General features: G+C 59.1%; 25 protein-coding genes. 11 read left to right on the top strand and 14 right to left on the bottom strand.

All coding sequences use genetic code 11. The features are described 5' to 3' along the window. Positions 1-93 precede the first annotated feature (93 nt). The 3 genes from PK28_RS12935 (at position 94) to PK28_RS12925 (ending at position 3,009) form a co-directional block, all read left to right on the top strand. Positions 94-804 (top strand): hypothetical protein, encoded by a 711-nt coding sequence (locus tag PK28_RS12935; RefSeq protein WP_156126379.1) that lies wholly within the window; start codon positions 94-96, stop codon positions 802-804. A gap of 224 nt (positions 805-1,028) precedes the next feature. Continuing rightward, complete coding sequence (locus tag PK28_RS12930; RefSeq protein ID WP_156126378.1) at positions 1,029-2,120, top strand: sensor histidine kinase; 1,092 nt, start codon at positions 1,029-1,031, stop codon at positions 2,118-2,120. 100 nt (positions 2,121-2,220) lie between these two features. Then, the gene (locus PK28_RS12925) at positions 2,221-3,009 is read left to right on the top strand and encodes a LytR/AlgR family response regulator transcription factor (protein WP_044514456.1); all 789 of its coding nucleotides are present in this window, start codon (positions 2,221-2,223) and stop codon (positions 3,007-3,009) included. 90 nt (positions 3,010-3,099) lie between these two features. Here the strand turns inward: PK28_RS12925 and PK28_RS12920 are convergent, their stop codons facing one another. After that, complete coding sequence (locus PK28_RS12920) at positions 3,100-3,735, bottom strand: chloramphenicol acetyltransferase (protein WP_044514454.1); 636 nt, start codon at positions 3,733-3,735, stop codon at positions 3,100-3,102. Positions 3,736-3,822: 87 nt separating this feature from the next. Here PK28_RS12920 and PK28_RS12915 point away from each other — a divergent pair, with 87 nt between their 5' ends. After that, the gene (locus tag PK28_RS12915) at positions 3,823-4,518 is read left to right on the top strand and encodes an HAD family hydrolase (RefSeq protein ID WP_044514451.1); all 696 of its coding nucleotides are present in this window, start codon (positions 3,823-3,825) and stop codon (positions 4,516-4,518) included. Between the two features lie 18 nt (positions 4,519-4,536). On the opposite strand, the gene PK28_RS12910 is transcribed toward PK28_RS12915, so the two are convergent. The 4 genes from PK28_RS12910 to PK28_RS12895 all read right to left on the bottom strand — a co-directional run bounded on the left by PK28_RS12910 (position 4,537) and on the right by PK28_RS12895 (position 8,268). Further along, the gene (locus PK28_RS12910; RefSeq protein ID WP_044514448.1) at positions 4,537-5,295 is read right to left on the bottom strand and encodes a LytR/AlgR family response regulator transcription factor; all 759 of its coding nucleotides are present in this window, start codon (positions 5,293-5,295) and stop codon (positions 4,537-4,539) included. Positions 5,296-5,300: 5 nt separating this feature from the next. Then, the gene (locus PK28_RS12905; protein ID WP_044514446.1) at positions 5,301-6,335 is read right to left on the bottom strand and encodes a sensor histidine kinase; all 1,035 of its coding nucleotides are present in this window, start codon (positions 6,333-6,335) and stop codon (positions 5,301-5,303) included. A gap of 99 nt (positions 6,336-6,434) precedes the next feature. Next, entirely contained in the window at positions 6,435-7,379 is a 945-nt protein-coding gene (locus PK28_RS12900; RefSeq protein WP_048825998.1) for an alpha/beta fold hydrolase, read from the bottom strand. 43 nt (positions 7,380-7,422) lie between these two features. Next, on the bottom strand, positions 7,423-8,268 hold the full coding sequence (locus PK28_RS12895; RefSeq protein ID WP_044514444.1) for a hypothetical protein: 846 nt from the start codon (positions 8,266-8,268) through the stop codon (positions 7,423-7,425). 182 nt (positions 8,269-8,450) lie between these two features. Between PK28_RS12895 and PK28_RS12890 the strand changes: the two genes are divergently transcribed. Continuing rightward, positions 8,451-9,122 carry a hypothetical protein gene (locus tag PK28_RS12890; protein ID WP_044514442.1) on the top strand — a complete coding sequence of 224 codons (672 nt, stop codon included), beginning with the start codon at positions 8,451-8,453 and terminating at the stop codon, positions 9,120-9,122. A gap of 246 nt (positions 9,123-9,368) precedes the next feature. Here PK28_RS12890 and PK28_RS12885 read toward each other — a convergent pair whose 3' ends face one another. The 9 genes from PK28_RS12885 to PK28_RS12845 all read right to left on the bottom strand — a co-directional run bounded on the left by PK28_RS12885 (position 9,369) and on the right by PK28_RS12845 (position 19,032). Beyond that, a complete protein-coding gene (locus tag PK28_RS12885; protein WP_044514439.1) occupies positions 9,369-9,743 on the bottom strand; it encodes a hypothetical protein in 375 nt (124 codons plus the stop codon). Between the two features lie 68 nt (positions 9,744-9,811). Next, entirely contained in the window at positions 9,812-11,953 is a 2,142-nt protein-coding gene (locus PK28_RS12880; RefSeq protein ID WP_044514437.1) for a dipeptidyl-peptidase 3 family protein, read from the bottom strand. 92 nt (positions 11,954-12,045) lie between these two features. Further along, positions 12,046-13,176, bottom strand: a complete 1,131-nt coding sequence (locus PK28_RS12875) for an AMP-binding protein (protein ID WP_048825996.1) — start codon at positions 13,174-13,176, stop codon at positions 12,046-12,048. 46 nt (positions 13,177-13,222) lie between these two features. Further along, positions 13,223-13,807 (bottom strand): hypothetical protein, encoded by a 585-nt coding sequence (locus PK28_RS12870; protein WP_044514434.1) that lies wholly within the window; start codon positions 13,805-13,807, stop codon positions 13,223-13,225. Between the two features lie 106 nt (positions 13,808-13,913). Continuing rightward, positions 13,914-14,279, bottom strand: a complete 366-nt coding sequence (locus PK28_RS12865) for a DUF6370 family protein (RefSeq protein WP_197070415.1) — start codon at positions 14,277-14,279, stop codon at positions 13,914-13,916. 124 nt (positions 14,280-14,403) lie between these two features. After that, positions 14,404-15,228 carry a 1,4-dihydroxy-2-naphthoyl-CoA synthase gene (menB, locus tag PK28_RS12860; RefSeq protein WP_044514432.1) on the bottom strand — a complete coding sequence of 275 codons (825 nt, stop codon included), beginning with the start codon at positions 15,226-15,228 and terminating at the stop codon, positions 14,404-14,406. 146 nt (positions 15,229-15,374) lie between these two features. Next, complete coding sequence (menD, locus tag PK28_RS12855) at positions 15,375-17,252, bottom strand: 2-succinyl-5-enolpyruvyl-6-hydroxy-3-cyclohexene-1-carboxylic-acid synthase (protein ID WP_044514430.1); 1,878 nt, start codon at positions 17,250-17,252, stop codon at positions 15,375-15,377. Between the two features lie 86 nt (positions 17,253-17,338). Then, positions 17,339-18,580 carry a chorismate-binding protein gene (locus tag PK28_RS12850; RefSeq protein WP_231576152.1) on the bottom strand — a complete coding sequence of 414 codons (1,242 nt, stop codon included), beginning with the start codon at positions 18,578-18,580 and terminating at the stop codon, positions 17,339-17,341. 8 nt (positions 18,581-18,588) lie between these two features. Continuing rightward, positions 18,589-19,032, bottom strand: a complete 444-nt coding sequence (locus PK28_RS12845; protein WP_044514429.1) for a hotdog fold thioesterase — start codon at positions 19,030-19,032, stop codon at positions 18,589-18,591. Positions 19,033-19,111: 79 nt separating this feature from the next. Between PK28_RS12845 and PK28_RS12840 the strand changes: the two genes are divergently transcribed. The 6 genes from PK28_RS12840 (at position 19,112) to PK28_RS12815 (ending at position 24,727) form a co-directional block, all read left to right on the top strand. Further along, complete coding sequence (locus tag PK28_RS12840; RefSeq protein ID WP_044517049.1) at positions 19,112-19,732, top strand: histidine phosphatase family protein; 621 nt, start codon at positions 19,112-19,114, stop codon at positions 19,730-19,732. Between the two features lie 144 nt (positions 19,733-19,876). After that, entirely contained in the window at positions 19,877-21,631 is a 1,755-nt protein-coding gene (locus PK28_RS12835; RefSeq protein WP_044514425.1) for a pyruvate dehydrogenase complex dihydrolipoamide acetyltransferase, read from the top strand. A gap of 106 nt (positions 21,632-21,737) precedes the next feature. Further along, positions 21,738-22,274, top strand: a complete 537-nt coding sequence (gene hslV / locus PK28_RS12830) for an ATP-dependent protease subunit HslV (RefSeq protein WP_044514423.1) — start codon at positions 21,738-21,740, stop codon at positions 22,272-22,274. Positions 22,275-22,408: 134 nt separating this feature from the next. Continuing rightward, positions 22,409-23,380 (top strand): deoxyhypusine synthase family protein, encoded by a 972-nt coding sequence (locus tag PK28_RS12825; protein WP_044514421.1) that lies wholly within the window; start codon positions 22,409-22,411, stop codon positions 23,378-23,380. Positions 23,381-23,478: 98 nt separating this feature from the next. Then, a complete protein-coding gene (locus tag PK28_RS12820; protein ID WP_044514418.1) occupies positions 23,479-23,895 on the top strand; it encodes a helix-turn-helix domain-containing protein in 417 nt (138 codons plus the stop codon). 70 nt (positions 23,896-23,965) lie between these two features. Then, the gene (locus PK28_RS12815; RefSeq protein WP_044514416.1) at positions 23,966-24,727 is read left to right on the top strand and encodes an SDR family NAD(P)-dependent oxidoreductase; all 762 of its coding nucleotides are present in this window, start codon (positions 23,966-23,968) and stop codon (positions 24,725-24,727) included. Positions 24,728-24,996 lie beyond the last annotated feature (269 nt).

Raw genomic sequence — 24,996 nt, 5'->3', positions numbered from 1 at the left:
CACTTTAAGTTTCAGGCCGCTGGGTTGCCGGCCACCTTTGCTGCATACTCTTTCACTTCCTTTCAAACCAATCATTTTAACTCTTCTCCTGCCATGAAAAACGCCCTGTTTGTTCTCGCCCTCGCTGCCTGTTCATTCTCCGTCGCCGCTCAACCGTCGGCCGCTAAAGCCCCGGCCGCTGCTACGGCAGCCCCGGCTGGTTATACCGAGATGATGGCCGCCACCATTGCGGAGCTCAACAGCACCGGCGACCCGGCCAAGCTCCTGGAAATTGCCAGCAAATTTGAGCGGGCCGCTGCCGCTGCCCCCACTGATTGGCTGCCCCAGTACTACCAGGCATATGGCCGCATGCTGGCCAGCTTCACCAGCAAAGAAGACGGTGACGTGAAAGACAAATACCTCGACCAGGCGGAGGCTTCGCTGGCGCAGGCCCGCAAGCTGGGCGGCGACGAATCGGAGCTGCTGGCGCTGCAGGGCTACCTATTCCAGGGGCGCCTGATGATTGACCCCATGAACCGAGCGCAGGTATATTCCGGCCGGGCTATGGAAGCCGCCAGCAAAGCCAAAGCCCTGAACCCCGCCAACCCGCGCGCCTACCTGGTGCTGGGCAACAATCTGTATTTCATGCCCGAAATGTATGGCGGTGGCAAGGCCGCTGCCAAGCCCCTGTATGAGGAAGCCAAAGCCCGTTTTGCTACCTTCAAACCGGCCAACAGCCTGTCACCCAACTGGGGCGAAAGACAATTGCTCGGCCGCCTGAAGGCCTATGAGCAGGCAGGCCCCACGCAGGCCACCACGAAGTAAATCCCAAACAAGCCCTGCGAAGAACTTTTGCAGGGCTTGCTTGGCTTGCGGCCGATGAAACCCAGAGGGCCTTTGCGGCCGAAGCTGGTGGCTTCATCCATTTCATAAAGCAGTTACTTGCCAGGAGCTATGCTGTTTCCGGCGTGCTCTACGATTTATCCTCAATTTCAGCCTGTATCTTGCCGGGCCTGTTCGGCCGCCACGGGCTGTGGCCGGTTTTCCTTATGTCTGCTTCTGCTTTGCGTCTGCCTGAAACTACGTTGCCACCCCTGCTTGCTCCGCGCACCTGGCTGCGCGTGCTGATGCTGTTGCTCCTGTTATCCGTAGTTATCACGGCATTTTCCTGCACCCAGTGTTGGGGAGACTGGGAGCGGCTGCTGATTACCTTCATCATCACCTTCGCCTACAGTACCGGGTTGTGGCTCACCAATGGCTTTGCCGTAGATTGGCTGAACCGCTATGCCAGCTGGAAAGAAAACCTGACCAGGCGGCTGGTGCTCACGCTGCTGGTATCGTTAGGGGGTTCGTTGCTGGTTATTGTGGCCATTAACGCGGCGTACCGGATAATTCTGATGGACGCTACCCTGGCCTCCCTGGTATCAAAGCCAGAATGGAATGGATACGCTTTTCCTTTGCTGATTACCGTAATCTGCTCGCTGATCATGCACAGCCGCTCCTTTTTGCTGAGCTGGCGCGAAGCCCTGGTGCGCAACGAGCGGCTGCAGAAGGAAATGGCCCAGGCTGAAGCCGAAACCCTGCGCCAGCAGCTGGACCCGCACTTTCTCTTCAATTCCCTGAACGCCCTTACCTCCTTGGTGGAAGAGGAGCCGCAGCTGGCCGTGCGCTTTATCCGGCAGCTTTCGCAGGTGTACCGCTACGTGCTGGATGCCCGGGGCCGGGAGGTAATTTACCTGCGCGATGAGCTGGAATTTGCGGAGTCTTTTCTATTCCTGCAGCGCATCCGCTACGGCGAGGCGCTGCAGGTAACGCTGCCCCCGCTGAACAGCATTTCGCCCCAGGCCGTGGTGCCGCCGCTCAGCCTGCAGCTGCTCCTGGAAAACGCGCTGAAGCATAACGTGGCTACCCCCAGTCAGCCCCTGCAGGTTTCTATTGAGCTGGATGAAGCCGGGCGGCACCTGCGCGTGCGAAACTCCCTGCGCCCGCGCCGGGTAGCGCCCGGGGAGTGTGCGGGCATCGGCCTGCCCAATCTTACAGGCCGCTACCGCCACCTCACCACCGAGCCCGTGCAAATAGCCTCCGGTGCTGAGGAATTTGTAGTCATTCTGCCCGTGCTGCAGCTGGTTAATTCTGAGTAAGACCAAGAACATATTTGGAAATTTTCATGTCTCGACTTCGCTCGACATGACGACCTTACACCCCCCTCATTCAGCATTCAAAACTCACCATTCCCAAAGCATGAATGCTTTCATCATTGAAGATGAGCCCCTGGCAGCCCGCCGCCTCACCGACCTGCTACGCCGTCAGGAGCAGCCCGTAAACGTGCTGGCCACCGCCGATACCGTAGAGGCTGCCGTGGTGCTGCTGGAAACCGCCCCCACGCCACCCGATGTGCTGTTCCTGGATATCCACCTGGCCGATGGCCTGAGCTTCGAGCTGTTTGAAAAAACGCCGGTGCGCTGCCCGGTCATCTTCACCACTGCCTATGATCAATATGCCCTGCGCGCCTTTAAGGTGAATAGCGTTGACTACCTGCTCAAGCCCATTGATGCCGAAGAGCTGGGCGCGGCCCTGCAAAAGCTGCGCAGCCTGCGCGGGGCCTCCTCCGCCGCTGCTCCGGCTCCCGCCTTCGATGCGGCCCTGCTCACGCAGGTATTGCAGCAGCTACAACCCCAACAGCAACAGTACAAAAAGCAGTTTGTGGTGAAGGTGGGCGAGCATCTGAAGGTGATTCCCGTGGAGCAAATCAGCTACTTCTTCAGCCAGGAAAAAGCCACCTTTCTGCAAACCCGCGAAAACCGCCGGTTTGTGCTGGATCAAACCCTGGAGCAGCTGGAAAAGCTGCTGGACCCCCGCCAGTTTTTCCGCCTGAACCGGGCGTATTTCGTGCAGCACGATGCCATTCAGGACATCATTCACTACACCAACAGCCGCCTGAAAACCACCCTGAAGCCAGCCAGCCCCGAGGGCGACGTGCTGGTAAGCCGGGAGCGGGTACCTGCCTTTCGGGCCTGGCTGGAAAGGTAGAGACGCAATATTTTGCGTCTCGTCGGTGCTGATGTTGTTTAATCTGCGCAGTTTCGGCCGTTCAGCGGCGAGACGCAAAATGTTGCGTCTCTACGAGAGGCCGTCCAGCTCCCGCTGAAACGCTTCCAGAAACAAGCCCACGTGGTAGCCATCAGCCAGGCCGTGGTGTACGTTTACGGCTACGGGCATGAGCAGCTTCTCGCCCTCGCGGCGGTAGCGACCTACGGATATTTTCGGCACGCTGTCGGGGTGGGCAAAGTGGCGGGCGTGGGTGAGGCCGGTGAAGGCAATCCAGGGCAGGGCGGAAAAGTGAATGACATCGGGCCGGGCGGCGGAGTCGCTCAGCCGCAGGCCGGTAGAGGCGGCTACGGCTTCCATTTCCTGGCGTAGCCCTACAGTAAAATCAGCCAACCGCTCGGCGTAGGGTATAAAGGAGAAGGCGAAGGTATTGTCGGCGCGGGTGAGAGTAGCCGAAACGTTGATCTGCTCATACAAATACACCTGGCCGTCTTCTATGCGGTAGCGCAGGGCCTCTACCTGGTTCACGGCCCGCAGGGCGGCGTGCAGATAGTGCTGGAAAAACGACTCATTGGCTGCCTTGGCGCGCTGGTAGGCGCGGGCGCCATCTACCTCGGCCACCACCCCAAAAAAGGGCTCATTGAAGGCGGAGAAAAATTCGAAATGCTCGCGGCGGTTCCAGGTAGAAAGATCAATCAGCTGCTTCATGGGCGGCAAGTTCGGTAACTTTGCGGGCCTTTTTCGCCCCTGCTGCTGCCACAAAACAGTATGGCGGGCCCCTTATCTGCTTTCCGTATGCCTGCTCCCGTGCTTATTGCCTTCGATGCCGACGATACCCTGTGGCCCAATCAGCCGCACTTTGACTATGCCGAGGCACAGCTGTATGAGCTGCTCACGCACTACGCCGATGCTACCACCCTGGGCAGCCGTTTCTACGAGGTGCAGCGCCAGAATATGCACCTATTCGGCTACGGCGCCAAGTCGTTTATGCTTTCGATGATTGAAACCATCATTGAGCTGACCGACGGCACCGTAACCGGCACTGAAATTCACCATATCCTGACCGAAGGCAAACGCCTGCTTGACTTTCCCATTGAGCTGCTGCCCGGCGTGCCGGAAGTGCTGAGCACCCTGCGCCAGCAAGGCCAGCGCCTGATGCTGCTCACCAAAGGCGACCTGTTCGACCAGGAAAGCAAGCTGGCCCGCTCCGGCCTGGGCGACTACTTCGACCACGTAGAAATTGTCAGCGAAAAGAACGAGGCCACTTACCAGCGCATCCTAAGCCGCTACCAGGTGTTGCCGGAGAATTTCATCATGATCGGCAACTCCCTGAAGTCGGATATTCTGCCGGTGGCGCGCCTGGGTGCCCGCGCCGTGCACGTGCCCTACCATACCACCTGGGCCATGGAAGAAGTGCCCGCTGAGGAGCTGGCCGGCGTGCAATTTCATCAGGTTACAGCCTTATCAGAAGTGCTGGGGTATCTGAAATAGAAAAGGATAAGCCGGCCTTTAGCCACCTTCCAGCCAACTTTTCACGGCCCCGGCTTTTTCGCGGCTTACCAGCACCTCCTCTGCCGGAGCGGGGTGCAGGTCCAGCTTCAGCTTGCCGTTGAAATGCGGGTGCAGGCGCTGCACAGCCGGCAGATGGGCAATAAACTGGCGGTTGAGGCGAAAGAACTGGCGGGCATCCAGTAGCTGCTCTAGCTGCTCCAGGGTATAGTCTACCAGGTAGCGCTGGCCGCTGCGGGTAACCAGGGTCACGGTTTCGTGGCGGCTCTGAAACCAGGCAATATCGGTGGCATGAAGGGGGAGCAGCTGTTCGCCCTGGCGCACCAGAAAGCGGGTTTTGGGCGTTGGGCTGGTGGTATTCAATAGCGGCTGCAACTGCTGGGACACTTCGGAGGCGGCCGGGCGGTGCCACTGTCGCAGCTTTTGCAGGGCTGCCTGCAACTCCGTCAGCTTTATGGGTTTCAGCAAATAGTCTACGCTGTGCGTTTTAAACGCCTGCAGGGCATACTGATCATAGGCGGTGGTGAAGATGACGGGGCTGGAAACCACCAGCTGATCAAACACATCCAGACTGATGCCATCGGCCAGGTGAATATCGGCCAGAATCAGGTCGGGGGCGGGGTGGGTTTGCAGCCACTCCACGGCGCCGGCCACGGTATCCAGCTGGGCCGCAATTTGCGCTTCGGGCGCGGCCTGACTAAGCAGGCGCTGCAGCCGCTCGGCGGCCGGATATTCATCTTCGAGAACTAAAATGCGCATAGAAATTATGCTGTGCCGGCCAGGGAGGGAGTAGGCGACGATGAAAGCAGGGGCAAATGAACGGTGAAGTCGGTGGCCGTATCGGCCACCTGCACGGGAAGCTGCGGGGCCAGCAGCGCATACCGCTCCCGGATGTTGCGCAGGCCCATGCCCGTGCCGGGGGCCAGGGTAGTGCGGGAGCGGCGTGCGTTGTGCACCACCAGCCAGCCATCGTGCGCCGTAACCTGCACCTGCAGCGGGTACTGGCGGGAGGCCTCGTTGTGCTTTAGGGCGTTTTCAATGAGCAACTGCACGCTTAGGGGGGCTACCTGCAGGTCCAGCAGGTGGGCAGGCACCTGAATATCAACCAGGAAATTATTGCGTAGCCGGGCTTTTTGCAGTGCAACGTAGGCCTCCACAAACGCCAGCTCGTCGCGCAAGGGTACCGTGCGCTGCTCCCTGCTCAGCAGCACGTAGCGGTAGACATCGGCCAGCTGCTCCACAAATTGCTGGGCCGGCTCATTCTCGGGCTCAATAAAGGCGGAGAGAGTATTGAGGGAGTTAAAGAGAAAGTGTGGGTCCAGCTGCTGCTGCAGAGCTTCCAGCTGGGCCCGCTGACTGGCACTTTGCAGCTGCTCGGCGCGGCGCACGTTTTCCTCCCATTGGCGGAAAAAATTCCAGCTTTCGTAAATCAGCTGCACCACCACCGTGGGTACCATGTTCAGCCCAAACTCCCGGAGGAAAGAGGGTAGATCAAGCTGCCCGCCATGGGTATAGGCTTCAATTGACCCTAAAACCAGCGTAACGGCGGCCGTAATCAGGGTGTTGATGATGGCCAGCAGCCACAACCGCTGGCGCGTTTGCTCTACCCGCGGATAGCGCCGAAACAGATACCGCCACAAAGCCCGCCCCGTCAGCCAGAAGCAGGTGGTAAACCCCATAGATATGGGCCAGGCTATCAGAAACTGCGTGAGGGAAGTGATGTGCAGCAGGCCCCGCGGCAGCATGACCAGAATCGAGAGAATGGGGATTCCCAGGAGCAGAAAGCGGCGGTCATTCATACCGGCAAAAGTAGAAGAATATGGAAGCTGCGCCAGGTGCTCTTTGAGGATGACTTACTGTTACTAAATCGCGCGTCATGACAGGCGATTTAAAAACTGCTAACGGCGGGGCAGCTTGCGCACAAAGCCCTGCACGGCTTGGTTAAACTCTTTGGGGTTATCGAGGAAGGGCATGTGCCTGCCCGGCAGTACCACCACGCGCTGCTGCGGGAATAGGAAGGACTTATAATGCTCGGGTCCGGTTATGTAATCCTGCTGGCCAGTGAGCACCAGTACAGGCATGGTGAGGGAGGCCGTGGCCGGGGTGAAATCCTCTACGTAGCGGCCGGGGGCTTTGAATAGATTGGCGGCGAAGTCGTGGTTGCTGGTCTGGCCTTGCATCAGGCGGCTCACCCGGGCTGCAGTGGAATCGGAGGCGTATTGCAGCTGGTTATAGAGCTTTTGCTGCTGCAGCATGGCCGATACCATGAAGTAGCGCTGGGGCAGAGGCATGGCGGAGTCCAGCGGTGGGCGCGTGGTGGCGGGCAGCAGGCTGTAGCCGTAGGTGATGGTGCTTTCCATAGCCGCCGGCAGGTTCAGAATACCATTGGCCAGAATAAGCGCCTGCACGTGCTGGGGGTACTTCTGCGCGTAGGCCGTGGCAATGATGCCGCCGAAGGAGTGCGCCATCACCACCCATTTTTTCAGGTGCAGCTGCTGGCGAATTTCCTCCAGGTCCTGGACCTGCCGCTCCAGAGAATAGTTGAGCTGCGCGTGGCTGGCGGAGCGACCACTGCCGCGCTGATCCACATAAATCATCTGCAGCTTTTCTTCCAGGGGCTGGCCGGCCAGCTTCTCAAACCCGTAGCTGCCGGTGCCGGGGCCGCCGTGCACAAATACGCAGGGTGTGCCGTGGCCCGCCACCCGCACATACAGTGCCACGCCATCGGAAGTAGTGAGGGGCATAGTACCGTTGGGTAGGGCGGTGGCCTGCAAGTGCAGGGGCTGGCTGAGCAGGAACAGCAAACCAAACAAAGCCAGGACGGAGCGGAAGAGAGACGTCATAACGGAGAAACAGGAAAGTAGAAGGATAGAAGGAAGAAGACGTTTAGCGAAGCGCAATGAAGGGCTGACCGTGGAGGGCCTGCACAAACAGGAAGGCCACTAGCCCGGCATAGCCGGCTGCCCCCAGCCAGGTAAGTAGCACGGCGCGCCGGGGGAGGCGCCGGGCCAGCCACCAGCCCAGCAGCGGCACTACTTGCAGGGCATGCAGGCCCAGGAAATGAGCCAGGCGCAAGTCGCCGGCACGGGTGCTCCAGCCCAGGCCCGGCAGGCCAGGGCCACCATCGGGGGCGCCCACCGTGTGCTGGTTCAGGTGAATCATCATACCGCCCAGCACACTGCCAATGAGAAACAACAGCAAACCCAGGCGCACGCCCCACACATAGCCGGCCGGGCCATAGGGGCGGTACCGCCACACCAGCCACACGGCCGCAACTATGGCCAGCGTGTTTACCATAATCATGATGCCCATCACGCTGAATAGGATACCGTCGAAGGCGGTGGCGGCGTTGAAATGGGAGGAAGTGCCCCGGGCGGCCTGCAGGTAGATGCAGCCAATTTCCAGCACCATGCTCAGGGCCACTGCCCAGCTGATGCGGCGCACGGCCCGTTGGGCCGGAGCCGGTAGATCGGCCAGCAGCCAGCCCAGCGTCCAGACATAGACAATAACCGACAGGCAGAATTTGATGGGCTTTACCCAAACCGGCAGGCCGGTTACCGTGCGGCCATCCAGTGGCAGCAATACCACGGCCAGCAGCAACAGGACCACGTTTGCCCAGCCTACCCAGGACAAAACCGGATTTACCTGGTGCAGCACCCGCAACCCCTGGCGCACCTGGCCAGGAAGGGTTGAGGTATTTACCGGCGAGTGGGAAAAGGAAACCGTCGTCATGGCCGTGGGCAGTTAGTGGCTGTTGATTGAATCAAAACTATGCAGCCAACTGCCCCGGCAGAACCGGAAAAAGGGTGAACCGCCGGCAAACCCGGGCGAACCGTAAAGGCCGGCGGGCGAAGTGTAGGTATTGCCGCCCGGCATGCCACATGCCCGGCAGGGCTGCGTACCTTTGCGGCGTTATGAAGAGAGTATGGTGCAGTCTGCTTTTCCTGCTGTGGGCCGGGGCCGCGCAGGCCGGCCCCGGGGCCGATAGCAGCCAGGTGCGACAGGCCCACCGGCGCCTAGTATTCCAGTTCGACCAGCGGTTTTCCCTGCTCAACCAGAAGGTAGTAGGTATCAATGGCCTGAAGCTGGGCGTGGAATGGCGCGGCCGTCTGCGCACCGGCCTGGGCTTTTACATGCTCAGCGGGGGCGTGCCCACCCGCGCGCCCCTGCCGCCCAATATGCCCGCGGGTACCCGCGACGAGCTGCGCTTCCGCTACGGCGTAGCCTACGCCGAGTATGTATTAATCGGGACGCCGCGCTGGGAGCTCAGCACGCCCACCCAGCTGGGTGTGGGCCGCTACTACGCCCGCTACCAGCAGCCCGATGGACAGGTAACCCGCACGCCCAAACACAATATCTTCATTGTAGAACCTTCTCTGGCCGGGCACGTGCGCGTGTTCCGCTGGGTGGGGCTGGGCGCCGGCGTGGGCTACCGCCAAATGGTGTTCATTGATGACGAGCTGGAAAACGAGCTGAGCGGCCTCATCTTCTTCGGCCGGGCCAAGCTTTTCCTCGGCGACTTCTACAAAATCGTGCGCGGCCGCCAGCCGCTGTTCACGCAGGAAGGATTGAAGCGGAAGCGGTAGGGGAATTGAAAATCCAGGGATTTCAAGAAATAAAAAAAGCCCGCCGCTCTTATGAGCAGCGGGCTTTTTTTATTAAAAGTTATAGCTCGTCATGTCGAGCGCAGTCGAGACATCTCGCTAGTATGGTATACCACTGCAACGAAGCGGTAGAGATACTTCGACGGGCTCAGCATGACAATACTATTACAACATCAGCACGCGAGATGTCTCGACTGCGCTCGACATGACAGAGTGAAGGGAAAATCCTTAATTCCCTCGTGCGGGGCGGCGCAAGACGAATAGCGTGCGCACCGGCTCCTTGTTCACCTTCGGTTGCTGATACATCTGCACCACTTCCCAGCCCAGCTTGCCCATATAGGTAAGGGCGCTGACGTGAGTGGCAAACACCTGCAGCTTGCCGGCCTCGCGCTGAGACAAAGTGCCGCCGCCCAGCTTCTCAAAACCATAGCCGAAATCCACGTAGATGTCGCCGGCTTTGTCGTCGGTGGTGGAGAATAGGTTGTCGGTGGTGAGCATTTCGCAATACTCGAAGCGGCCGGCGGTGGTGTTGGTAACCTGGGCCGTGGCGCGCAACGTGCCCAGGGCCAGCACCAGCGCTGTCAGGAGTAATAGTTTTTTCATGAAAGGCAAAGTGGAGAGTTGCAAAATAAAAAAGGCCGGCTGTTGATTTCAGCCGGCCTTTTTAAGGATTAGTTATGCAGCGGCAGGAAGGAATATTTGCGGCCATACTCCAGCATCTGCTGGGCAAAGTCGGAGGGGTATTCCACCTTCACATCTACTATTTTGCCTTCCTGCATCACGGGTACCAGCTTGGGCTGAATGAAGCCCGCGTAAGGGGCAATGTTCAGCTTGGCGTAGCGGGCCAGCACTTCCTTGTGCAGCGTGGGGTCTACTTTCACGCCGTAGGTTTCAATCAGGTTTTTGGCGGCGGCGTAGTCGCCTTCACTTGTCAGGCGCTGGGTTTCGCGCAGCAGTTGGCCGAAGAGGGCACGCAGCTTGGTGTAGTCGTTGATGTGCACGTAGGTTTTGCCGTCGCGCGTTACCATTTCTACCACTTTGTCTTTCTTGCCTTTCTCATACACCCATTTGGCCACCATCTGGCGGTTGCGCATGTGGGCTTCCTCCACAGTTTCGCCGGGGGTAAGGCGCACCAGCTGGGTCATCAGGCCGTTGCGCATGTAGTTATCGTACTCGGCTTTGCCTACTTCCAGGCTCGGCATCACGCCCAGCTCCACCAGCTTATTATCCATCAGGTAGTACAGGGCTACCAGGTCGGCGCGGCCTTCCTCAATGGCGGAGGCGTAGCTTTTCAGGGTTTCCTTGGTGGTGCCCACGCCGGGGTTTATCTGCCCCGATGCGTGCCCGATTACTTCGTGCATATCGGTGTGCAGCTTGCCGGCCAGGGAGCCGTACTGGCGGGCCCGGTTTTTCTCGGCTTCATCGTAGGCAAACTCATCCAGCATGCCACCCGCGTTGGCGCGGTCGTAGGCATCTACAATATTGCCCAGGCTTACGGATTTAGAGCCGTGCTCTTTGCGAATCCAGGTGGCATTGGGCAGGTTAATGCCGATGGGGGTGGAAGGAGCTGCGTCGCCGGCTTCTACCACGGTGGTAATCACCTTGGCCGTGATGCCCACTACGTTTTTCTTCTTGTTCTCGGGCTTAATAGGTGAGTTGTTCTCGAACCACTGGGCCTCATCGCCAATAGCCTTAATGCGCTTGGTGGCTTCCAGGTCCTTAAACGATACCACCGACTCATAGGAAGCGCGGTAGCCCAGCGGGTCGCCGTACACTTCAATAAAGCCATTCACCACATCCGTTTCCGACTGGGTATCGTGTACCCAGGCAATGTTGTAGGCATCCCACAGCTTCAGGTCGCCGGTGCTGTAGTACTGAATGAGCTTGGTGAGGGCGGCGCGCTGCGCGGGCGTTTCGGCCACATCCAGCGCCTTGTTCAGCCAGTAGGCCACCTGCGTGAGGGCCGGGCCGTACATGCCGCCCACTTTCCAGGGCATCTCCACAATGTTGCCCCGCTTGTCCTTCATCAGCTTCGAGTTGAGGCCGTAGGAAATAGGGCGCGTGTCTTTTTTGTTGATTTTCTTGGCGTAGTAGGCTTCTACTTCGGCCTGTGTAACGCCTTCGTAAAAGTTGTTGGCCGAGGTAGCTACCAAATCCTTGCCGGCTTCCTGATTGACGCGCTTGGCGGCCAGGTTCGCATCAAACAGAATAGGCGTCATGGTGGCCACAAACTTGGCTGGCGTTTCGCCGGGCATTAAGGGCAGGGCCTGCTCGTTTACGCTGTACACCAGATCCTTGAAGTACTCCGGCGTAAACTCCGGCACAAACTTGCGGGTGGAGTAGTGGTGATGGATACCGTTGGAAAACCACACGCGCTTGGCGTACACATTAAAGAGCGTAGCCTGCTCTACCTGCTGGGTGTTGGTAGAAGCGGCCAGGCGCTCCTGGTTGGCATCCCAGAGGGCTTCCAGGGTGCGGCGCACCCGCAGGTTTTCCTTGTAATTCTGGTCGTATATAATATCACGGCCACTAAGCGCCGCTTCATATAAATAGTACAGTAGCTCTTTTTGCTGAGGCTCCAGCTTCTCAAAACCGGGCACTTCATAGCGCAGAATGCGCAGGTCGGCAAACTGCTCGCTTACTACCTGAAACGGCGTGGCTTCGGGTGTGGCAGGCGCAGCAGCTGGGGTAGCGGCCGTGGCCGGAGCCGTGGTAACTTCGGGGGTGGTAGTAACGGTGGGCGATGAGCTGGCACAGCCGCTAAGCTGAGCCGCTACCAAAAAGGCCGCGGCCGAAAGGAGAGGACGGGACATAGGGATAGTAAAGGGAGAACGAACAAGCAAACAGAGGGCTGGCTTAGCGCAAAGCAACGCATTCCAGCACCCGAAAACAACCAGCCAGGGGCCTAGCGCTGCGAAGGCGGCGCCGGGCTCAGGGAGCGAATGGTGCTGAGCCGGTCCAGCTTGCCGGAGGCCGTGGTGCGGAACTGCGAGGCATATACCACGGCGCGGGGCCGCTCGTAGCGGTCCAGTCGCTCGGTGAGCAGCGTGAGCAGCTGTTTCTCCTGGGCGGCAGGCAGCGGCTTTCCTTCCACAAAGGCCGTAACCTGCTCGCCCAGGCGGCTATCGGGCTGGCCCGAGACGAAGGCCCGGCGGCCACTGATACCCAGCTCCATCAGGGCTACTTCCAGTACTTTCTCCACCTTCTCGGCCGGCACTTTCACGCCCCCGGAGTTTATCACGAAGTCGGCGCGGCCCAGCCACTCAAAGGTGTGCTCATCCAGGAAATGCACCCGGTCGTTGGTGGTGATGAGCACGTCGTTGGTTACGTCGGCGCGCACGGTGAGGCAGCCGCGGGAATCCTGGCCTACGCCAATACCGGAAAGCACCCGGTAATACGGGGAGGCATCGGGGCCGTTGAGGCGGCGCAGGGCAATGTGGGAGGCAGTTTCCGTCATGCCATAGGTGAGATAGACGGGCACTTTCAGCGTTTGCAGGGCCTTTTCCAGGCTGGTTTCCACGGTAGCGCCGCCCACCAGAATGGCTTTCATTTTATCCAGCCGATGGGCGTGGCCGGCTTCCAGCACGGCGCGCAGCTGCAGGGGCACAAAGGAGGCAAAATCGAACTGGGCCGTAGCGGGCACCAGGGCCAAGGGGTCGGCGTGGGGTTCTACTATGGTGAGGTGCATGCGGCGCTCAAAGGCGCGTACCAGCATCATCAGCCCGCCCACAAACTCGCAGTTCAGGCACACCAGCATCCGGTCGCCGGGGCCCAGGTCAAAGTAGTCGCCGGTGCGGTTAGCGGAGGCGGCCAGCTGCCGGCGCGACATGGTCACCAGCTGGGGCTTGCCCGTGGAGCCGGAAGTGCGCAGGCCAAACTCCTGGGCCCCGTTCAGCCACTGGCGGCAGAAGTCCAGCACCTTGCCTTCGTAGCCGTTCAGGTCGCTGGGTACGTTGGTGGGGTATTGCTGAATATCGGCGTAGCGGAATTCGCGGCCGTTGAGCAGGAGGGAGTCGGGGAGGAGCGGTGCTGACATACCGCAAATCTACTCCATTAGCCGCACCAGGGTTGGGTTTTGCAGGTTACTTAAGAATGATGCCTGCTTTAATACCCGCATCAAAAATCCTTTCCGGGTAATGCTCCTGCTCTATTGTCCAGAGTCCATGCAAATTCAAATACGGGTTAATTGTGAAGGCAAATCTGTCAGAAACATGGATGTCGGTTCCCAGGCCCAGCCCGGTGCCCAGCCCGGTCTGGCTGCTGATATATTTATTCTTGCTGAGGTCTACGTCCGCTAATAGGCCACCATTCAGATAGAAATACTTAGCCAGGTTAACCTTCAAAAAGAGCGGGACATACAGCAGGCGGATATCATAATACTGCGGAGCCATTTCCCAGCCGGGATAAAAGGCAGGGGTTACCTTTAGCTCATTGGCATGCAGAAAAACGCCGCTTTCAAGATTGGTTTTCGGCGTTATGGCCCGGTAATAATTAACGCCGAAATCGAATCCCCGACCCATTTCATAGCTGGGGCCACCATCTAATTGTCTTTGGGCAATAACCGGCGCGCCAATGCCCGCCGATAAGCCGAAGCGGTTCTTATGCAGAGTCTGGGAATAGCCGCTGAGCGAGAGGGTTAAAAAGCCCAGCAATAGGATATTTTTCATGGGTAAGAATAAGGGGAAGTAAAAGCAAAGGCATGATACAAAGAAAGAGCCGGTACAAGCAGTACAGGCTCTTTCTGGCAGGGTAGTTACCCGCTGTTTTTAGGAGCTACTTATCCTTCTGGGCTACTTCCGGAAGCAGCTCAAAATACGTTGCCTTGAAGCGGTTATCCACTAAATCGCCCTGCACTTTCGCCTTCCGGATAGCATTGCATAACCCGTCCTTCGCGTGCGCGTCGCCGTGCGAATCCACCGTGGTGCCATCCACAAAATAGGCCTTCCCATCCAGGCGAATGGCCAGGTCACAGCTTTTGCCTTCCAGGCCCAGGCGGCATTGGCCGCAGGCGGCATCAACCAGGAGTATTTCCTTACCTGCATCCGGCCCGGGCACACTGGCGGAAGCCTTGGTGGCCTGCGCTTGTGTGCCGGAGGCGCTGGCAATGCCCAGGGTGAGGATCAGGAGTAAACGCTTCATAGATCAGCTGGTTTAGAAGGGGAGATGCAGGCGGGATGGTTGAAGAATGGAAAGTACAGAAAAAACCACTGCCTGCCCATACAGGGCAGGCAGTGATGTATCAACTATCTTTTGTTCTGGTGCCCTACGGGAACTTAGGATACTTGTCGAAATCCGGCTTGCGCTTCTCCACAAAGGCATTGCGGCCTTCCTTGGCTTCTTCGGAGAGGTAATAGAGCAGCGTGGCGTTGCCGGCCAGCTCCTGAATACCGGCCTGCCCATCCAGCTCCGCGTTAAACGAGGACTTGAGCATGCGCAGGGCCAGGGGGCTTTTCTCCAGAATTTTGTGGCACCAGGCTACGGTGGTTTCTTCCAGCTTATCCAGCGGCACTACCTTGTTCACCAGGCCCATATCCAGGGCTTCCTGGGCATCGTACTGGTCGCAGAGAAACCAGATTTCGCGGGCCTTTTTCTGACCCACGATGCGGGCCAGGTACGAAGCGCCAAAACCACCGTCAAAAGAGCCCACTTTAGGGCCCGTCTGCCCGAAACGAGCATTTTCGGCGGCAATGGTCAGGTCACACACCACGTGCAGCACGTGGCCGCCGCCAATGGCCCAGCCGGCCACCATGGCAATGACGGGCTTGGGAATGGAGCGAATCTGCTTTTGCAAATCCAGTACGTTCAGGCGGGGCACGGTGTCTTCGCCCACGTAGCCGCCGTGGCCCCGCACGCTCTGGTCGCCGCCCGAGCAGAAGGCTTTGCCGCCCTCGCCAGTGAGAATAATCACCCCGATATCGGTGCGGTTGCGGCAGATGTCCATGGCTTCAATCATCTCCTGCACCGTGAGGGGCGTGAAGGCATTGTGCACGTGCGGACGATTGATGCTGATTTTGGCAATGCCCCCAGCCTGCGAGAAGATAATCTCGCGGAATTCTTTAATGGGAGTCCAGATGAGTTGTTCGGCCATAGATTAGAAGTTGAAGAAAAAAAGCAAAAACGCCTGTCATCCTGAGCCCAAGCGAAGGACCTTGTCACGCTAGCACGAGTCGTGGTTACGATTATCGTTCGCAGTATGTAAGGTCCTTCGCAGGCTCAGGATAACAAGGGCATATGTTACGCAAAAGCAGTTTTTACCGCCGTGCGGTAGTGTTCAAAGAAAGCCGCGTTGGTGGCACTGTCCGTAGTAACTTCCAGCAGGGCCGCACTGTTTCCGGGTGCAAAGAAAACCGGCAGTACCGATTCTAATTCAGCCAGACTACGGGCCGTGAAATAACCCAGGTTAAAATCCCGGGCCGTATTCTCGGCGGTGAGGGGCTGATGGGTTTCGAAAAACTCTTCCAGCTCCGGCTGCTGACGAGGCCCGTCAATCAGCCGGAAAATGCCGCCCGCGTGGTTGTTGAAAAGGACCACGCGCAGGTTAGTCGTGGGGTAGTTCTGCCAGAAGGCGTTCCGGTCGTAGAAGAAAGCCACGTCGCCGGTGAGTAATACCACCGGGCGTTCCGGCTGGGCCAGGGCCGCGCCCACGGCCGTACTGGTACAGCCATCAATGCCGCTGGTGCCGCGGTTGGCAAATACTTCCACGGCCTGGGTGGCGGGCAGGCCCAGGATATTCACATAGCGCACGGCCATGCTATTGGCCAGGTGCAGCGCCGTGTGTTGGGGCAGGAAACGCAGGGTGTGATAGAAGGCCGAAAACTCATTAAACGGCTGCTGCGGCTCCTGAAAAAACTCCTGCAGGAAACTCGTAGCCCAGCCTTCCGCTTTCTGCCAGGGTGTGGCAAATGAGTTGCGCACCGATTCTTCATCCCCCAGGGCCCAGCCTGCTTTCGGCCAAGTCAGGCGCACCGTGCCCGTGGGCTTCGCGGGCCGCGCCACGCGGGTGGCATCGGCCGGCATTTCGTGCGGATTGGCCGGCGCCAGCTCGTCTTTTTCAGAAGTCGTTATAGTGCCTGTCTCTGAAAGCAGAGCCGCAAAAAACGCGGCCGGCTCCATCCGGATAATGCGCGTGAGGGAGCGGAAGGTATCGGCCACGGGGCCGGCGGCCTGGATATGCCAGTGCTGCTGCGGCGCGTATTCGCGCAGGTACAGCTTCAGGGCTTTGGAAATAAGCGACTGGCCGAAGGTGATGAGCAGGGTAGGGCGCAGCGCTTCTTTCAAACCTTTTTCCGGCACGGCCAAAAATACATCCTGCCGGCCAATGGGGGCGGCGCGCAGGTCGTAGGTTGGGCCCACGGGTTGGTGCAGGTTGGCAATAACATCCCCCACCACCGGCACCTGGTATGCCGCCGAAAACTGCCGCAAGGCCAGCAAAAGCTCATTTTCATGCCGATGCTGGCCACCTACTACCAAGGTCTGCGGGGTCTGGCGGAGTTGGGCGCGGAGGCTGGCCAGCTCCGCAGCCGGCAAAGTTGATTGCCCGGCCTGCTCCCGTATCACCTTCACTTTATCATACTGCAGCGGCTGGCCGGCTTGGGGATAGAAGGGCTCCCGCAGGGGCACATTTACCTGCACCGGACCGGCCGGAAATTGCTGGGCCAGGTTAATGGCTTCGGAAACCAGCCGCTCCGCGTGCCAGCGGGCATCAGCATGGGAAGTTTCGGCCGGGAATTCAAAGGTGCCTTTGGCGTGGGCGCCGTACAGGTTGCTTTGCCGAATGGTTTGCCCATCCAGTTGGTCAATCCATTCCGGGGGGCGGTCGGCGGTGAAAACCACCAGCGGAATCTGCTGAAAGTAGGCTTCGGCCACGGCCGGGGCGTAGTTTAGGCCGGCCGTGCCGGAAGTACATACCAGCGCTACGGCCCGTCGCTGGGCCTGGGCCAGCCCCAAGCCAATAAACGCCGCGGCCCGCTCATCCGGCACCGTGCGCACCCTTATTTCAGGGTGGCGGGCAAAAGCAATGGTCAGCGGCGCGCACCGGCTGCCCGGCGACAAAACCACGTCCGTAATGCCGTGCCGGGCACAGATTTCAGCAATGTTATAAACCGACTGCATAGCTTTTAAATTATGAGGTATAAATGCTGAATTATGAATGGGAATACGGGGCCAATACATTGCCATTCAACATTTAGCATTCACCATTAGGTAAGAATAGCGCCGGCGGTTGTCAGCTTCAGCTCGGTTTCCTGCCATTCCTTGGCGGGGTCAGAATCAGCGGTTAGACCGGTACCCGCGTAGAGAATGGCTTCCTGCGGGCGCACTTGAAAACAGCGCAGGTTTACAAAGAGTTGGGTTACACCAGGAGCGGGCAGGTTTACTGGGCCCAGAAAACCGCTGTAATACGCCCGGTCGTAGCCTTCGTGCTTCTGCAGAAACTCCAGGGCCGCCTGCCGGGGCATACCGCCCACCGCGGAGGTGGGGTGCAGCAGGCGCAGCATATCGGTGGCCAGGGTAGGGAAGGGCACGGCGCGCAGGTTCACGGAAAAATCGGTGCGCAGGTGCAGCAGCTCGCCGGCTACCACGGTGCGCGGTCCGGTTTCCTCGTACTCGCGCAGCCGCAATTGCTTAAAACAGCTCACGATGTAGCGGGCCACCAGGGCCTGCTCCTCAATTTCCTTTTGCCGCCAAATAGCATGCTGGGGCTGATGATCGGGCGGCAGGGGCTGGGTGCCGGCCAGGGCCATGGTGCAGAAGCGGCCATCGGCCGTAAGCTCCACCAGTACTTCCGGCGTGGCGCCCAGCCACGTACCCGCGCCCGGCGCACTCACCAGAGATACAAAGGCACGGGGGTAGCGCTCCTGCAGCGCAGTGAAGGCAGCCAGGGCATCAAAGTCAGCCGGCAGAGGCCACCGCGCCGCTCTGGACGATACCACTTTCTGCACTTTGCCTTTTTCAATAGCCCGCACACCTCGCTCAACCAGGGCAGTATATTCTTCTTGCGTGGCGGCATGCGGAGCCGGCTGCGGACTTACGGCCCAGGGTAGAATTGGGCTGCTGGCTGCTGTATTTTGGCTGCTGGCAAGATACTCCCGCAGTTGCGGTAGTATATCGGGGGCTCCGGCCGCGGCCTCCTGCACGCGCAGCTCGTTGGGCCGGGCGGCGTCAAACAGAACATCAGCCGGTAGAAAAAGAGCCGGGTTGTGGTCGGAGTCGCGGAAGGGAAAAAAGGTAAAGCCAGCGGGGGCGGTAGCCTCCAGCGCGGGTGGCAGACCTGTGAGGGCAGCCTCGGCGGAGAAGCTCAGGCAGAGTTGCGGGGCCGTGGCGTTGGGCAGGCGCCACAGCGCTACCGGCAGCTTATGCAGCAACGCAAAGGCCACCAGCTGGCGCAGACGCTCCGGCACAGCCTGCGCCGGGTTGGGCCAGCGCAGTACATTTCCTGGCAAGGGCGTACTCACGTGGTTTTCTCCTTTTTGCCGGGCAGGTCTATCACCGCCATGGTAATGCGGCTGATGCATACCAGCGCCCCAGTTTCTTCGTGGGTAATACGGATTTCCCATACCTGGGTGGTGCGGCCCACGTGCAGGGCCGTAGCATGGCCTACCACGTAGCCGGAGTGTACGCCTTTCAGGTGATTGGCATTGATTTCCAGCCCCACGCAGGCTTTTTTGCTTTGGTCTACCTGCAGAAAAGCGCCGATGCTGCCCAGTGTTTCAGCCAGGGCCACGGAGGCGCCCCCGTGCAGCAGCCCCATGGGCTGGTGGGTGCGGTGGTCTACGGGCATGCGGCCCGTAATGCTCCGCTCGCCCACGGCGGTAAGCTCGATGCCCAGGTGCGCGCCCAGGGTATTCTGGCACCACTCGTTGAGCTTAGCCAGGGAATGAGGAGTATTTTCCATGCAGAAACAAACCAGAAAGGACGTTTTTTGCCCTAAAAATCCTACTTTCGAGGTAGCAAACAGCAAAGCTAGGGCTAAAGTGAGCGTCAAAAAAATATACCTTATCCGCCACGGACAGACGGACTTTAACGTGCGCGGCATTGTGCAGGGCAGCGGCGTAGATTCCAGTCTGAATGAGGCCGGGCAGCGACAGGCGGCGCGGTTTTTCGCGGCCTACCAGCACGTGCCCTTCCATAAGGTATATACCTCCACGCTGCAGCGCACGCACCAGTCGGTGCACGATTTTCTGCAGCTCGGCCTGCCGCACGAAGTGCACGCCGGCCTCAACGAAATCAGTTGGGGCGACCGGGAAGGCACGCGCATTACCCCGGACGAGGATGAAGAATACCACGGCGTGCTGCAGCAATGGAAACGGGGCCAGACCAGCGCCCGCCTGCTGGGCGGCGAAAGCCCCGATGAAGTGGCGGCCCGCCAGCGCCCGTTTATTGAGCTACTGAAATCCCGCCCCGAGGAAGAAAACGTGCTGGTGTGCATGCACGGGCGGGCCATGCGCGTGATGCTGTGCCAGTTATTAAACTACCCCTTGGCCTGCATGGATGCATTTGAGCACCATAACCTGTGCTTATATAAGCTGCACTACACGGGCAGCATGTTCACCGTACGCAACTTCCTGGACGTCCGCCATCTGCACGCGGTATAGCGTTTCGCAGCCGGGCAAAAGCCGGGGAACGGCAGCCCTAACCGTCTGCCCGGCGAAATTTCGCGTAGCAGAGGGGAATAACTCTCGTTTGCGCCCCCGGATTTTCGGGCTAATTTTGACCCCACAACTCAACCGAAGAAGCAGATGGCCGAAATCATAAAAATGCCCAAAATGAGCGACACCATGACCGAAGGGGTCATTGCGTCGTGGCTCAAGAAGGTAGGCGACACCGTTAAGTCCGGAGATATTCTGGCAGAAGTGGAAACCGATAAGGCCACGATGGAGCTGGAGAATTACGAGGATGGCACCCTGCTCTACATCGGCCCCAAAGAAGGCGAAGGCGTGCCCGTAGATGGCCTGCTGGCTATTGTAGGCAAAGCCGGCGAAGATATTTCCGGCCTGCTGAGCGGCGCTCAGGGTGGCGCGGCTGCTCCGGCACCGGCCGCTGCTCCCGCTCCTGCCCCTGTTGCGGCGGCGCCTGCTGCCCCAGCTCCGGCACCTGCCGCAGCACCCGCTCCTGCTCCTGCACCAATCCCAGCCCCCGCGGCCCCGGCTGGCAACGGCAAGAAAGCTACCGTTATCCGGATGCCGAAAATGAGCGACACGATGACGGAAGGCACCATTGCCTCCTGGCAGAAAAAAGTAGGAGATAAAGTGAAGTCCGGCGACGTGCTGGCCGAAGTGGAAACCGACAAGGCCACCATGGAGCTGGAAAACTACGACGACGGTACCCTGCTCTATATTGGTCCGAAAGAAGGCGAAGCCGTAGCCGTAGATGGCATTCTGGCCATTATTGGTGAAGAAGGTGCTGATATTCAAAGCCTGCTGGGTGGCCAGTCGGGTGGTGCGGCTCCGGCCGCTGCCCCGGCGCCAGAGGCTGCTGTGGAAGCCGCCCCGGCACCAGCTGCTGCCGCTCCAGCCGCCGCAGCACCTGCATCCTCGGCAGTAGCTGTAGCCCCCGCCCCAACCGGTGGCCGCCTGCTGGCTTCGCCGCTAGCTAAGCGCATCGCCAAAGAAAAAGGCATCGACCTGAGCCAGGTGAAAGGCAGCGGCGACAACGGCCGCATTGTTTCCCGGGATATTGAAGGCTTCCAGCCCGGTACGGCTCCGGCCACCCAGCCAGCCGCAGCGCCTGCTGCGGCTCCCGCCCCGGCCCCAACTGCTCCTTCAGCAGCAGCACCGGCTCCGGCCGCTGCTTCCGCCCCAGTTGCGGCCGAGGGTACCTACACTGACACGCCGGTTTCGCAGATGCGCAAGGTTATTGCCCGTCGCCTGTCGGAAAGCCTCTTTACGGCCCCTCATTTCTATCTCACGATGGAAATTCTGATGGACCGTGCCATGGAAGTGCGCACGCAGCTGAACACTCTTTCCCCGGTGAAGCTGTCGTTCAACGACCTGGTGATTAAGGCGGCCGCCGTGGCGCTCAAGCAGCACCCGGCCGTAAACTCCTCATGGCTGGGCGACAAAATTCGCCAGAACAAGGTGGTGAACATTGGTGTGGCCGTGGCCGTGGACGAAGGTCTGCTGGTGCCCGTAGTGCGCAACGCCGACGGCAAAGGCCTGTCTACCATTGCCACGGAAGTGAAAGAGCTGGCCGGCAAAGCCAAGAGCAAGAAGCTGCAGCCCGCCGAGTGGGAGGGAAGCACCTTCACCATCTCCAACCTGGGTATGTTCGGCATTGAAGAATTCACGGCCATCATCAACCCCCCGGATGCCTGCATCCTGGCCGTGGGCGGCATCAAGCAGACGGCCGTGGTAAAAGACGGTCAGCTGGCCATTGGCAACGTGATGAAAGTGACCCTAAGCTGCGACCACCGCGTGGTAGATGGTGCTACCGGCGCCGCTTTCCTGCAAACGCTGAAAAGCCTGCTGGAAGACCCCATGCGCATGCTCATCTGATTTTTGCGTTGCTGGTTTTTGGTTGTCAGTTGTCAGTTCGTTTCGACCCGGCAGCTGACAATCTTTTTTCTGACAACTGATAACCTGAAACTGATTCACTACCGATATGAAAATACGCTCCACTACCGTACTGGGGGTGCGCCACAACGGGCAGATTGCCCTGGGCGCCGACGGCCAGGCCACTATGGACAAGCACGTGGCCAAGAGCAACGTGCGCAAAGTGCGCAAGCTGCACGATGGCAAAGTAGTAACCGGTTTTGCCGGCTCTACAGCCGATGCCTTTATGCTGCTGGATAAGTTTGAGGAGAAGCTGGGCAGCTACAACGGCCAGCTGCGCCGCGCCGCCATTGAGCTGGCCAAGGAGTGGCGCAAAGACCAGTACCTGCGCAAGCTGGAAGCCATGATGGTGGTAGCCGATAAAGACGAACTGCTCATCATTGCCGGCACCGGCGACGTGCTGGAGCCCGACTCCGACGTGGCTGCCATTGGCTCCGGCGCCATGTACGCCCAGGCCGCCGCGCTGGCCCTGAAGAAGCACGCGCCCCACCTCACGGCCCGCCAGATGGTGGAAGAAGCCTTGCACATTGCGGCCGACATCTGCATCTATACCAACCACAACCTCATGATTGAGGAGCCGGTATAGAGGGTTTTAGAGCGGCAAGCCGTAAGGCTCAAGCTGCAAGCTTTTTCGCCCGTATCAGTTCCCTCGTTACCTCTTTTTCTCCCTAATGCCAAAAGCTTGCTACTTGCAGCTTGAGGCTTGAAGCTCAAACCAATATGCAAATCACCAACTTCCTCAAGCACCACTACCGCCACTTCAACGCTGCTGCCCTCATTGATGCCGCCGAAGGCTACAACAAGCACCTGGCCGAAGGTGGCAAGATGATGATTACCCTGGCCGGTGCCATGAGCACCGCCGAAATGGGCATCCAGCTGGCCGAGCTGATTCGGCAGGACAAAGTGCAGATCATCAGTTGCACCGGTGCCAACTTGGAGGAGGATATCTTTAACCTAGTAGCCCACGACTTCTACGAGCGGGTACCCAACTACCGCGACCTGACCCCCGCCGACGAGCAGGCCCTGCTGGAGCGCCACATGAACCGCGTAACCGACACCTGCATTCCCGAGGAAGAGGCCATGCGCCGCCTGGAGCATTCGGTATTGAAGTTCTGGGAGAAGGCCGATAAGGCCGGCGAGCAGTACTTCCCCCACGAGTTCTTCTACCAGATTCTGAAGTCGGGTGAGCTGGAGCAGTACTACCAGATAGACCCCAAGGATAGCTGGATGCTGGCTGCCGCCGAGAAAAACCTGCCCATCATCTGCCCCGGTTGGGAAGACTCTACGCTGGGTAACATCTTCGCCGGCCACGTTATTTCGGGCGACATCAAGAACGTGCACACCGTGCGCACCGGCATTGAGTACATGATTTACCTGGCCGGCTGGTACACTGAGCAGGCCACCGAGCAAAGCAAAGTAGGCTTCTTCCAGATTGGTGGCGGCATTGCCGGCGACTTCCCCATCTGCGTGGTGCCCATGCTGCACCAGGATCTGGGGCGCACCTCGGTGCCGCTGTGGGGCTACTTCTGCCAGATTTCGGACTCCACCACCTCCTACGGCTCGTACTCCGGTGCCGTGCCGAACGAGAAAATCACCTGGGGCAAGCTGGGCCAGGACACGCCCAAGTTCATCATCGAGTCGGATGCTACCATTGTAGCCCCGCTGGTGTTTGCCATGGTGCTGGGGCAGTAATTGCCTTTTGACGCTTGCATAAAAGCCCGCCGCTGAAGTCAGCGACGGGCTTTTTCATAAATTAGGAAACAGACCTCCTACTTTTTGGTATTGACATTATGCCCACGTCCATTCCCAAGAAAATTCTGGCCCGCCAGCACGAAATAACGGCGGAGTTTCTGCGCGAAGTAGATCAGCACGTGGCCGACGTGGAAGCCGGCCGCGCCACGGAAATGCTGGAAGTGCGCGACCTGGCCGACCGGCTGCACATTCACCCCACGCACCTGAGCAATACCATCAAGCTCACCACCGGCCACTCGCCCTGCCATTTCTTTGAGCAGCGCATTCTGGAAGTGGCGCAACGGCTGCTGCAGGACCCGGCGCTGCCCATTGCCGAAATAGCCGCCCGCCTCACCTACGATCCTTCCAACTTTACTAAGTTCTTCAAGCGCTTTGCCGGCACCACGCCCAAGCAGTACCGGGAGCAGCTATGGGAAGCACTGCGAACTGAAAAAACGGAAACTGTCACCATTTAATCGGAGCTTCTCACCAGAACATCATCGGCACCATAGATGAACTTTGCAGCATCAACTAAGCAAAGAACCGATGAGCACAAACAAAATAGCCCTCGTAACTGGTGCCAGCCGCGGACTGGGCAAAAACACCGCCCTCCGCCTGGCGCAAGCCGGCCATGACCTTATCCTGACCTACCGCAACAAGGAGGCAGAAGCACAGGCCGTAGTGGCCGAGATTGAAGCGCTGGGCCGTCAGGCCGTGGCGCTGCCGCTGGATGTAAGCCAGAGCGCCTCCTTTCCGGCTTTCAAAGAGACTATAGCCCAACATCTGCAGCAGAAGTGGAACCGTGAAAACTTTGATTTTCTGGTAAACAACGCCGGCCACGATGCGCCTTCACCCTTTGCGCAAACCACGGAAGAGTCTTTCGACCACCTGATGAATGTGCACTTCAAAGGCGTGTACTTTCTGACCCAGAACCTGCTGTCCTTGCTGGCTGATGGCGGCGGCATTGTGAATTTCTCCACTGGGCTGGCGCGCTTCACGGCCCCCGGCTACGCGGCGTATGCCTCCATGAAAGGCGCCGTGGAAATCCTGACGCGCTACCTGGCCAAGGAATTGGGCAGCCGCGGAATCCGGGCCAATGTGGTGGCGCCGGGCATCATTAAAACCGATTTTACGGCTGCTGCCCGCCAGGCGCACCCGCAATTGGAGGGCTATATGGCTTCTCAAACAGCGCTGGGCCGCATTGGTGAGCCGGAAGACATTGGCGGCATTGTGGCCTTCCTGTGCTCAGAAGATGCCGGTTGGGTAAATGCCCAGCGTATAGAAGCCTCCGGCGGCTACTCGCTTTAAACTCTACGGATCTAAAAAAGGCCCGCTACCTGAAGTAGCGGGCCTTTTTTAGATCCGTAGCCTGCGGCATCAGGCAGGTTTGGAACGGGTTATAGGGCTGGCTTCCCGCTGCATGTCCAATAGGTTTTGGCGCAGCACCGCTAACATAAGTGTATAGGAACGGGCATCCTTGTGCTTTTCCAATTCCCTGATCCGAACAACCATGTGTTGCTGGAACTCCTCGGGGGAATACCGGGATTTAGTAACCATGATGGATAGAGAGACTGGCA

The sequence above is a fragment of the Hymenobacter sp. DG25B genome, assembly GCF_000801315.1.
Taxonomy (GTDB): domain Bacteria; phylum Bacteroidota; class Bacteroidia; order Cytophagales; family Hymenobacteraceae; genus Hymenobacter.
The sequence above is the reverse complement of the archived record's forward strand: the minus strand, read 5'-3'. Positions and strand labels throughout refer to the sequence as shown.

Excerpts from the sequence above, each read along its gene's own strand:
- PK28_RS12895 (WP_044514444.1), bottom strand. The coding sequence starts at position 8,268 with ATGACGACGGTTTCCTTTTCCCACTCGCCGGTAAATACCTCAACCCTT.
- menD (WP_044514430.1), bottom strand. The coding sequence starts at position 17,252 with ATGCAGTCGGTTTATAACATTGCTGAAATCTGTGCCCGGCACGGCATT.
- PK28_RS12905 (WP_044514446.1), bottom strand. The coding sequence starts at position 6,335 with ATGAATGACCGCCGCTTTCTGCTCCTGGGAATCCCCATTCTCTCGATT.
- menB (WP_044514432.1), bottom strand. The coding sequence starts at position 15,228 with ATGGCCGAACAACTCATCTGGACTCCCATTAAAGAATTCCGCGAGATT.
- PK28_RS12815 (WP_044514416.1), top strand. The coding sequence starts at position 23,966 with ATGAGCACAAACAAAATAGCCCTCGTAACTGGTGCCAGCCGCGGACTG.
- PK28_RS12885 (WP_044514439.1), bottom strand. The coding sequence starts at position 9,743 with ATGAAAAAACTATTACTCCTGACAGCGCTGGTGCTGGCCCTGGGCACG.
- PK28_RS12865 (WP_197070415.1), bottom strand. The coding sequence starts at position 14,279 with ATGAAGCGTTTACTCCTGATCCTCACCCTGGGCATTGCCAGCGCCTCC.
- PK28_RS12890 (WP_044514442.1), top strand. The coding sequence starts at position 8,451 with ATGAAGAGAGTATGGTGCAGTCTGCTTTTCCTGCTGTGGGCCGGGGCC.
- PK28_RS12910 (WP_044514448.1), bottom strand. The coding sequence starts at position 5,295 with ATGCGCATTTTAGTTCTCGAAGATGAATATCCGGCCGCCGAGCGGCTG.
- hslV (WP_044514423.1), top strand. The coding sequence starts at position 21,738 with ATGAAAATACGCTCCACTACCGTACTGGGGGTGCGCCACAACGGGCAG.
- PK28_RS12870 (WP_044514434.1), bottom strand. The coding sequence starts at position 13,807 with ATGAAAAATATCCTATTGCTGGGCTTTTTAACCCTCTCGCTCAGCGGC.
- PK28_RS12835 (WP_044514425.1), top strand. The coding sequence starts at position 19,877 with ATGGCCGAAATCATAAAAATGCCCAAAATGAGCGACACCATGACCGAA.
- PK28_RS12825 (WP_044514421.1), top strand. The coding sequence starts at position 22,409 with ATGCAAATCACCAACTTCCTCAAGCACCACTACCGCCACTTCAACGCT.
- PK28_RS12880 (WP_044514437.1), bottom strand. The coding sequence starts at position 11,953 with ATGTCCCGTCCTCTCCTTTCGGCCGCGGCCTTTTTGGTAGCGGCTCAG.
- PK28_RS12920 (WP_044514454.1), bottom strand. The coding sequence starts at position 3,735 with ATGAAGCAGCTGATTGATCTTTCTACCTGGAACCGCCGCGAGCATTTC.
- PK28_RS12875 (WP_048825996.1), bottom strand. The coding sequence starts at position 13,176 with ATGTCAGCACCGCTCCTCCCCGACTCCCTCCTGCTCAACGGCCGCGAA.
- PK28_RS12820 (WP_044514418.1), top strand. The coding sequence starts at position 23,479 with ATGCCCACGTCCATTCCCAAGAAAATTCTGGCCCGCCAGCACGAAATA.
- PK28_RS12925 (WP_044514456.1), top strand. The coding sequence starts at position 2,221 with ATGAATGCTTTCATCATTGAAGATGAGCCCCTGGCAGCCCGCCGCCTC.
- PK28_RS12930 (WP_156126378.1), top strand. The coding sequence starts at position 1,029 with ATGTCTGCTTCTGCTTTGCGTCTGCCTGAAACTACGTTGCCACCCCTG.
- PK28_RS12915 (WP_044514451.1), top strand. The coding sequence starts at position 3,823 with ATGCCTGCTCCCGTGCTTATTGCCTTCGATGCCGACGATACCCTGTGG.
- PK28_RS12900 (WP_048825998.1), bottom strand. The coding sequence starts at position 7,379 with ATGACGTCTCTCTTCCGCTCCGTCCTGGCTTTGTTTGGTTTGCTGTTC.
- PK28_RS12935 (WP_156126379.1), top strand. The coding sequence starts at position 94 with ATGAAAAACGCCCTGTTTGTTCTCGCCCTCGCTGCCTGTTCATTCTCC.
- PK28_RS12845 (WP_044514429.1), bottom strand. The coding sequence starts at position 19,032 with ATGGAAAATACTCCTCATTCCCTGGCTAAGCTCAACGAGTGGTGCCAG.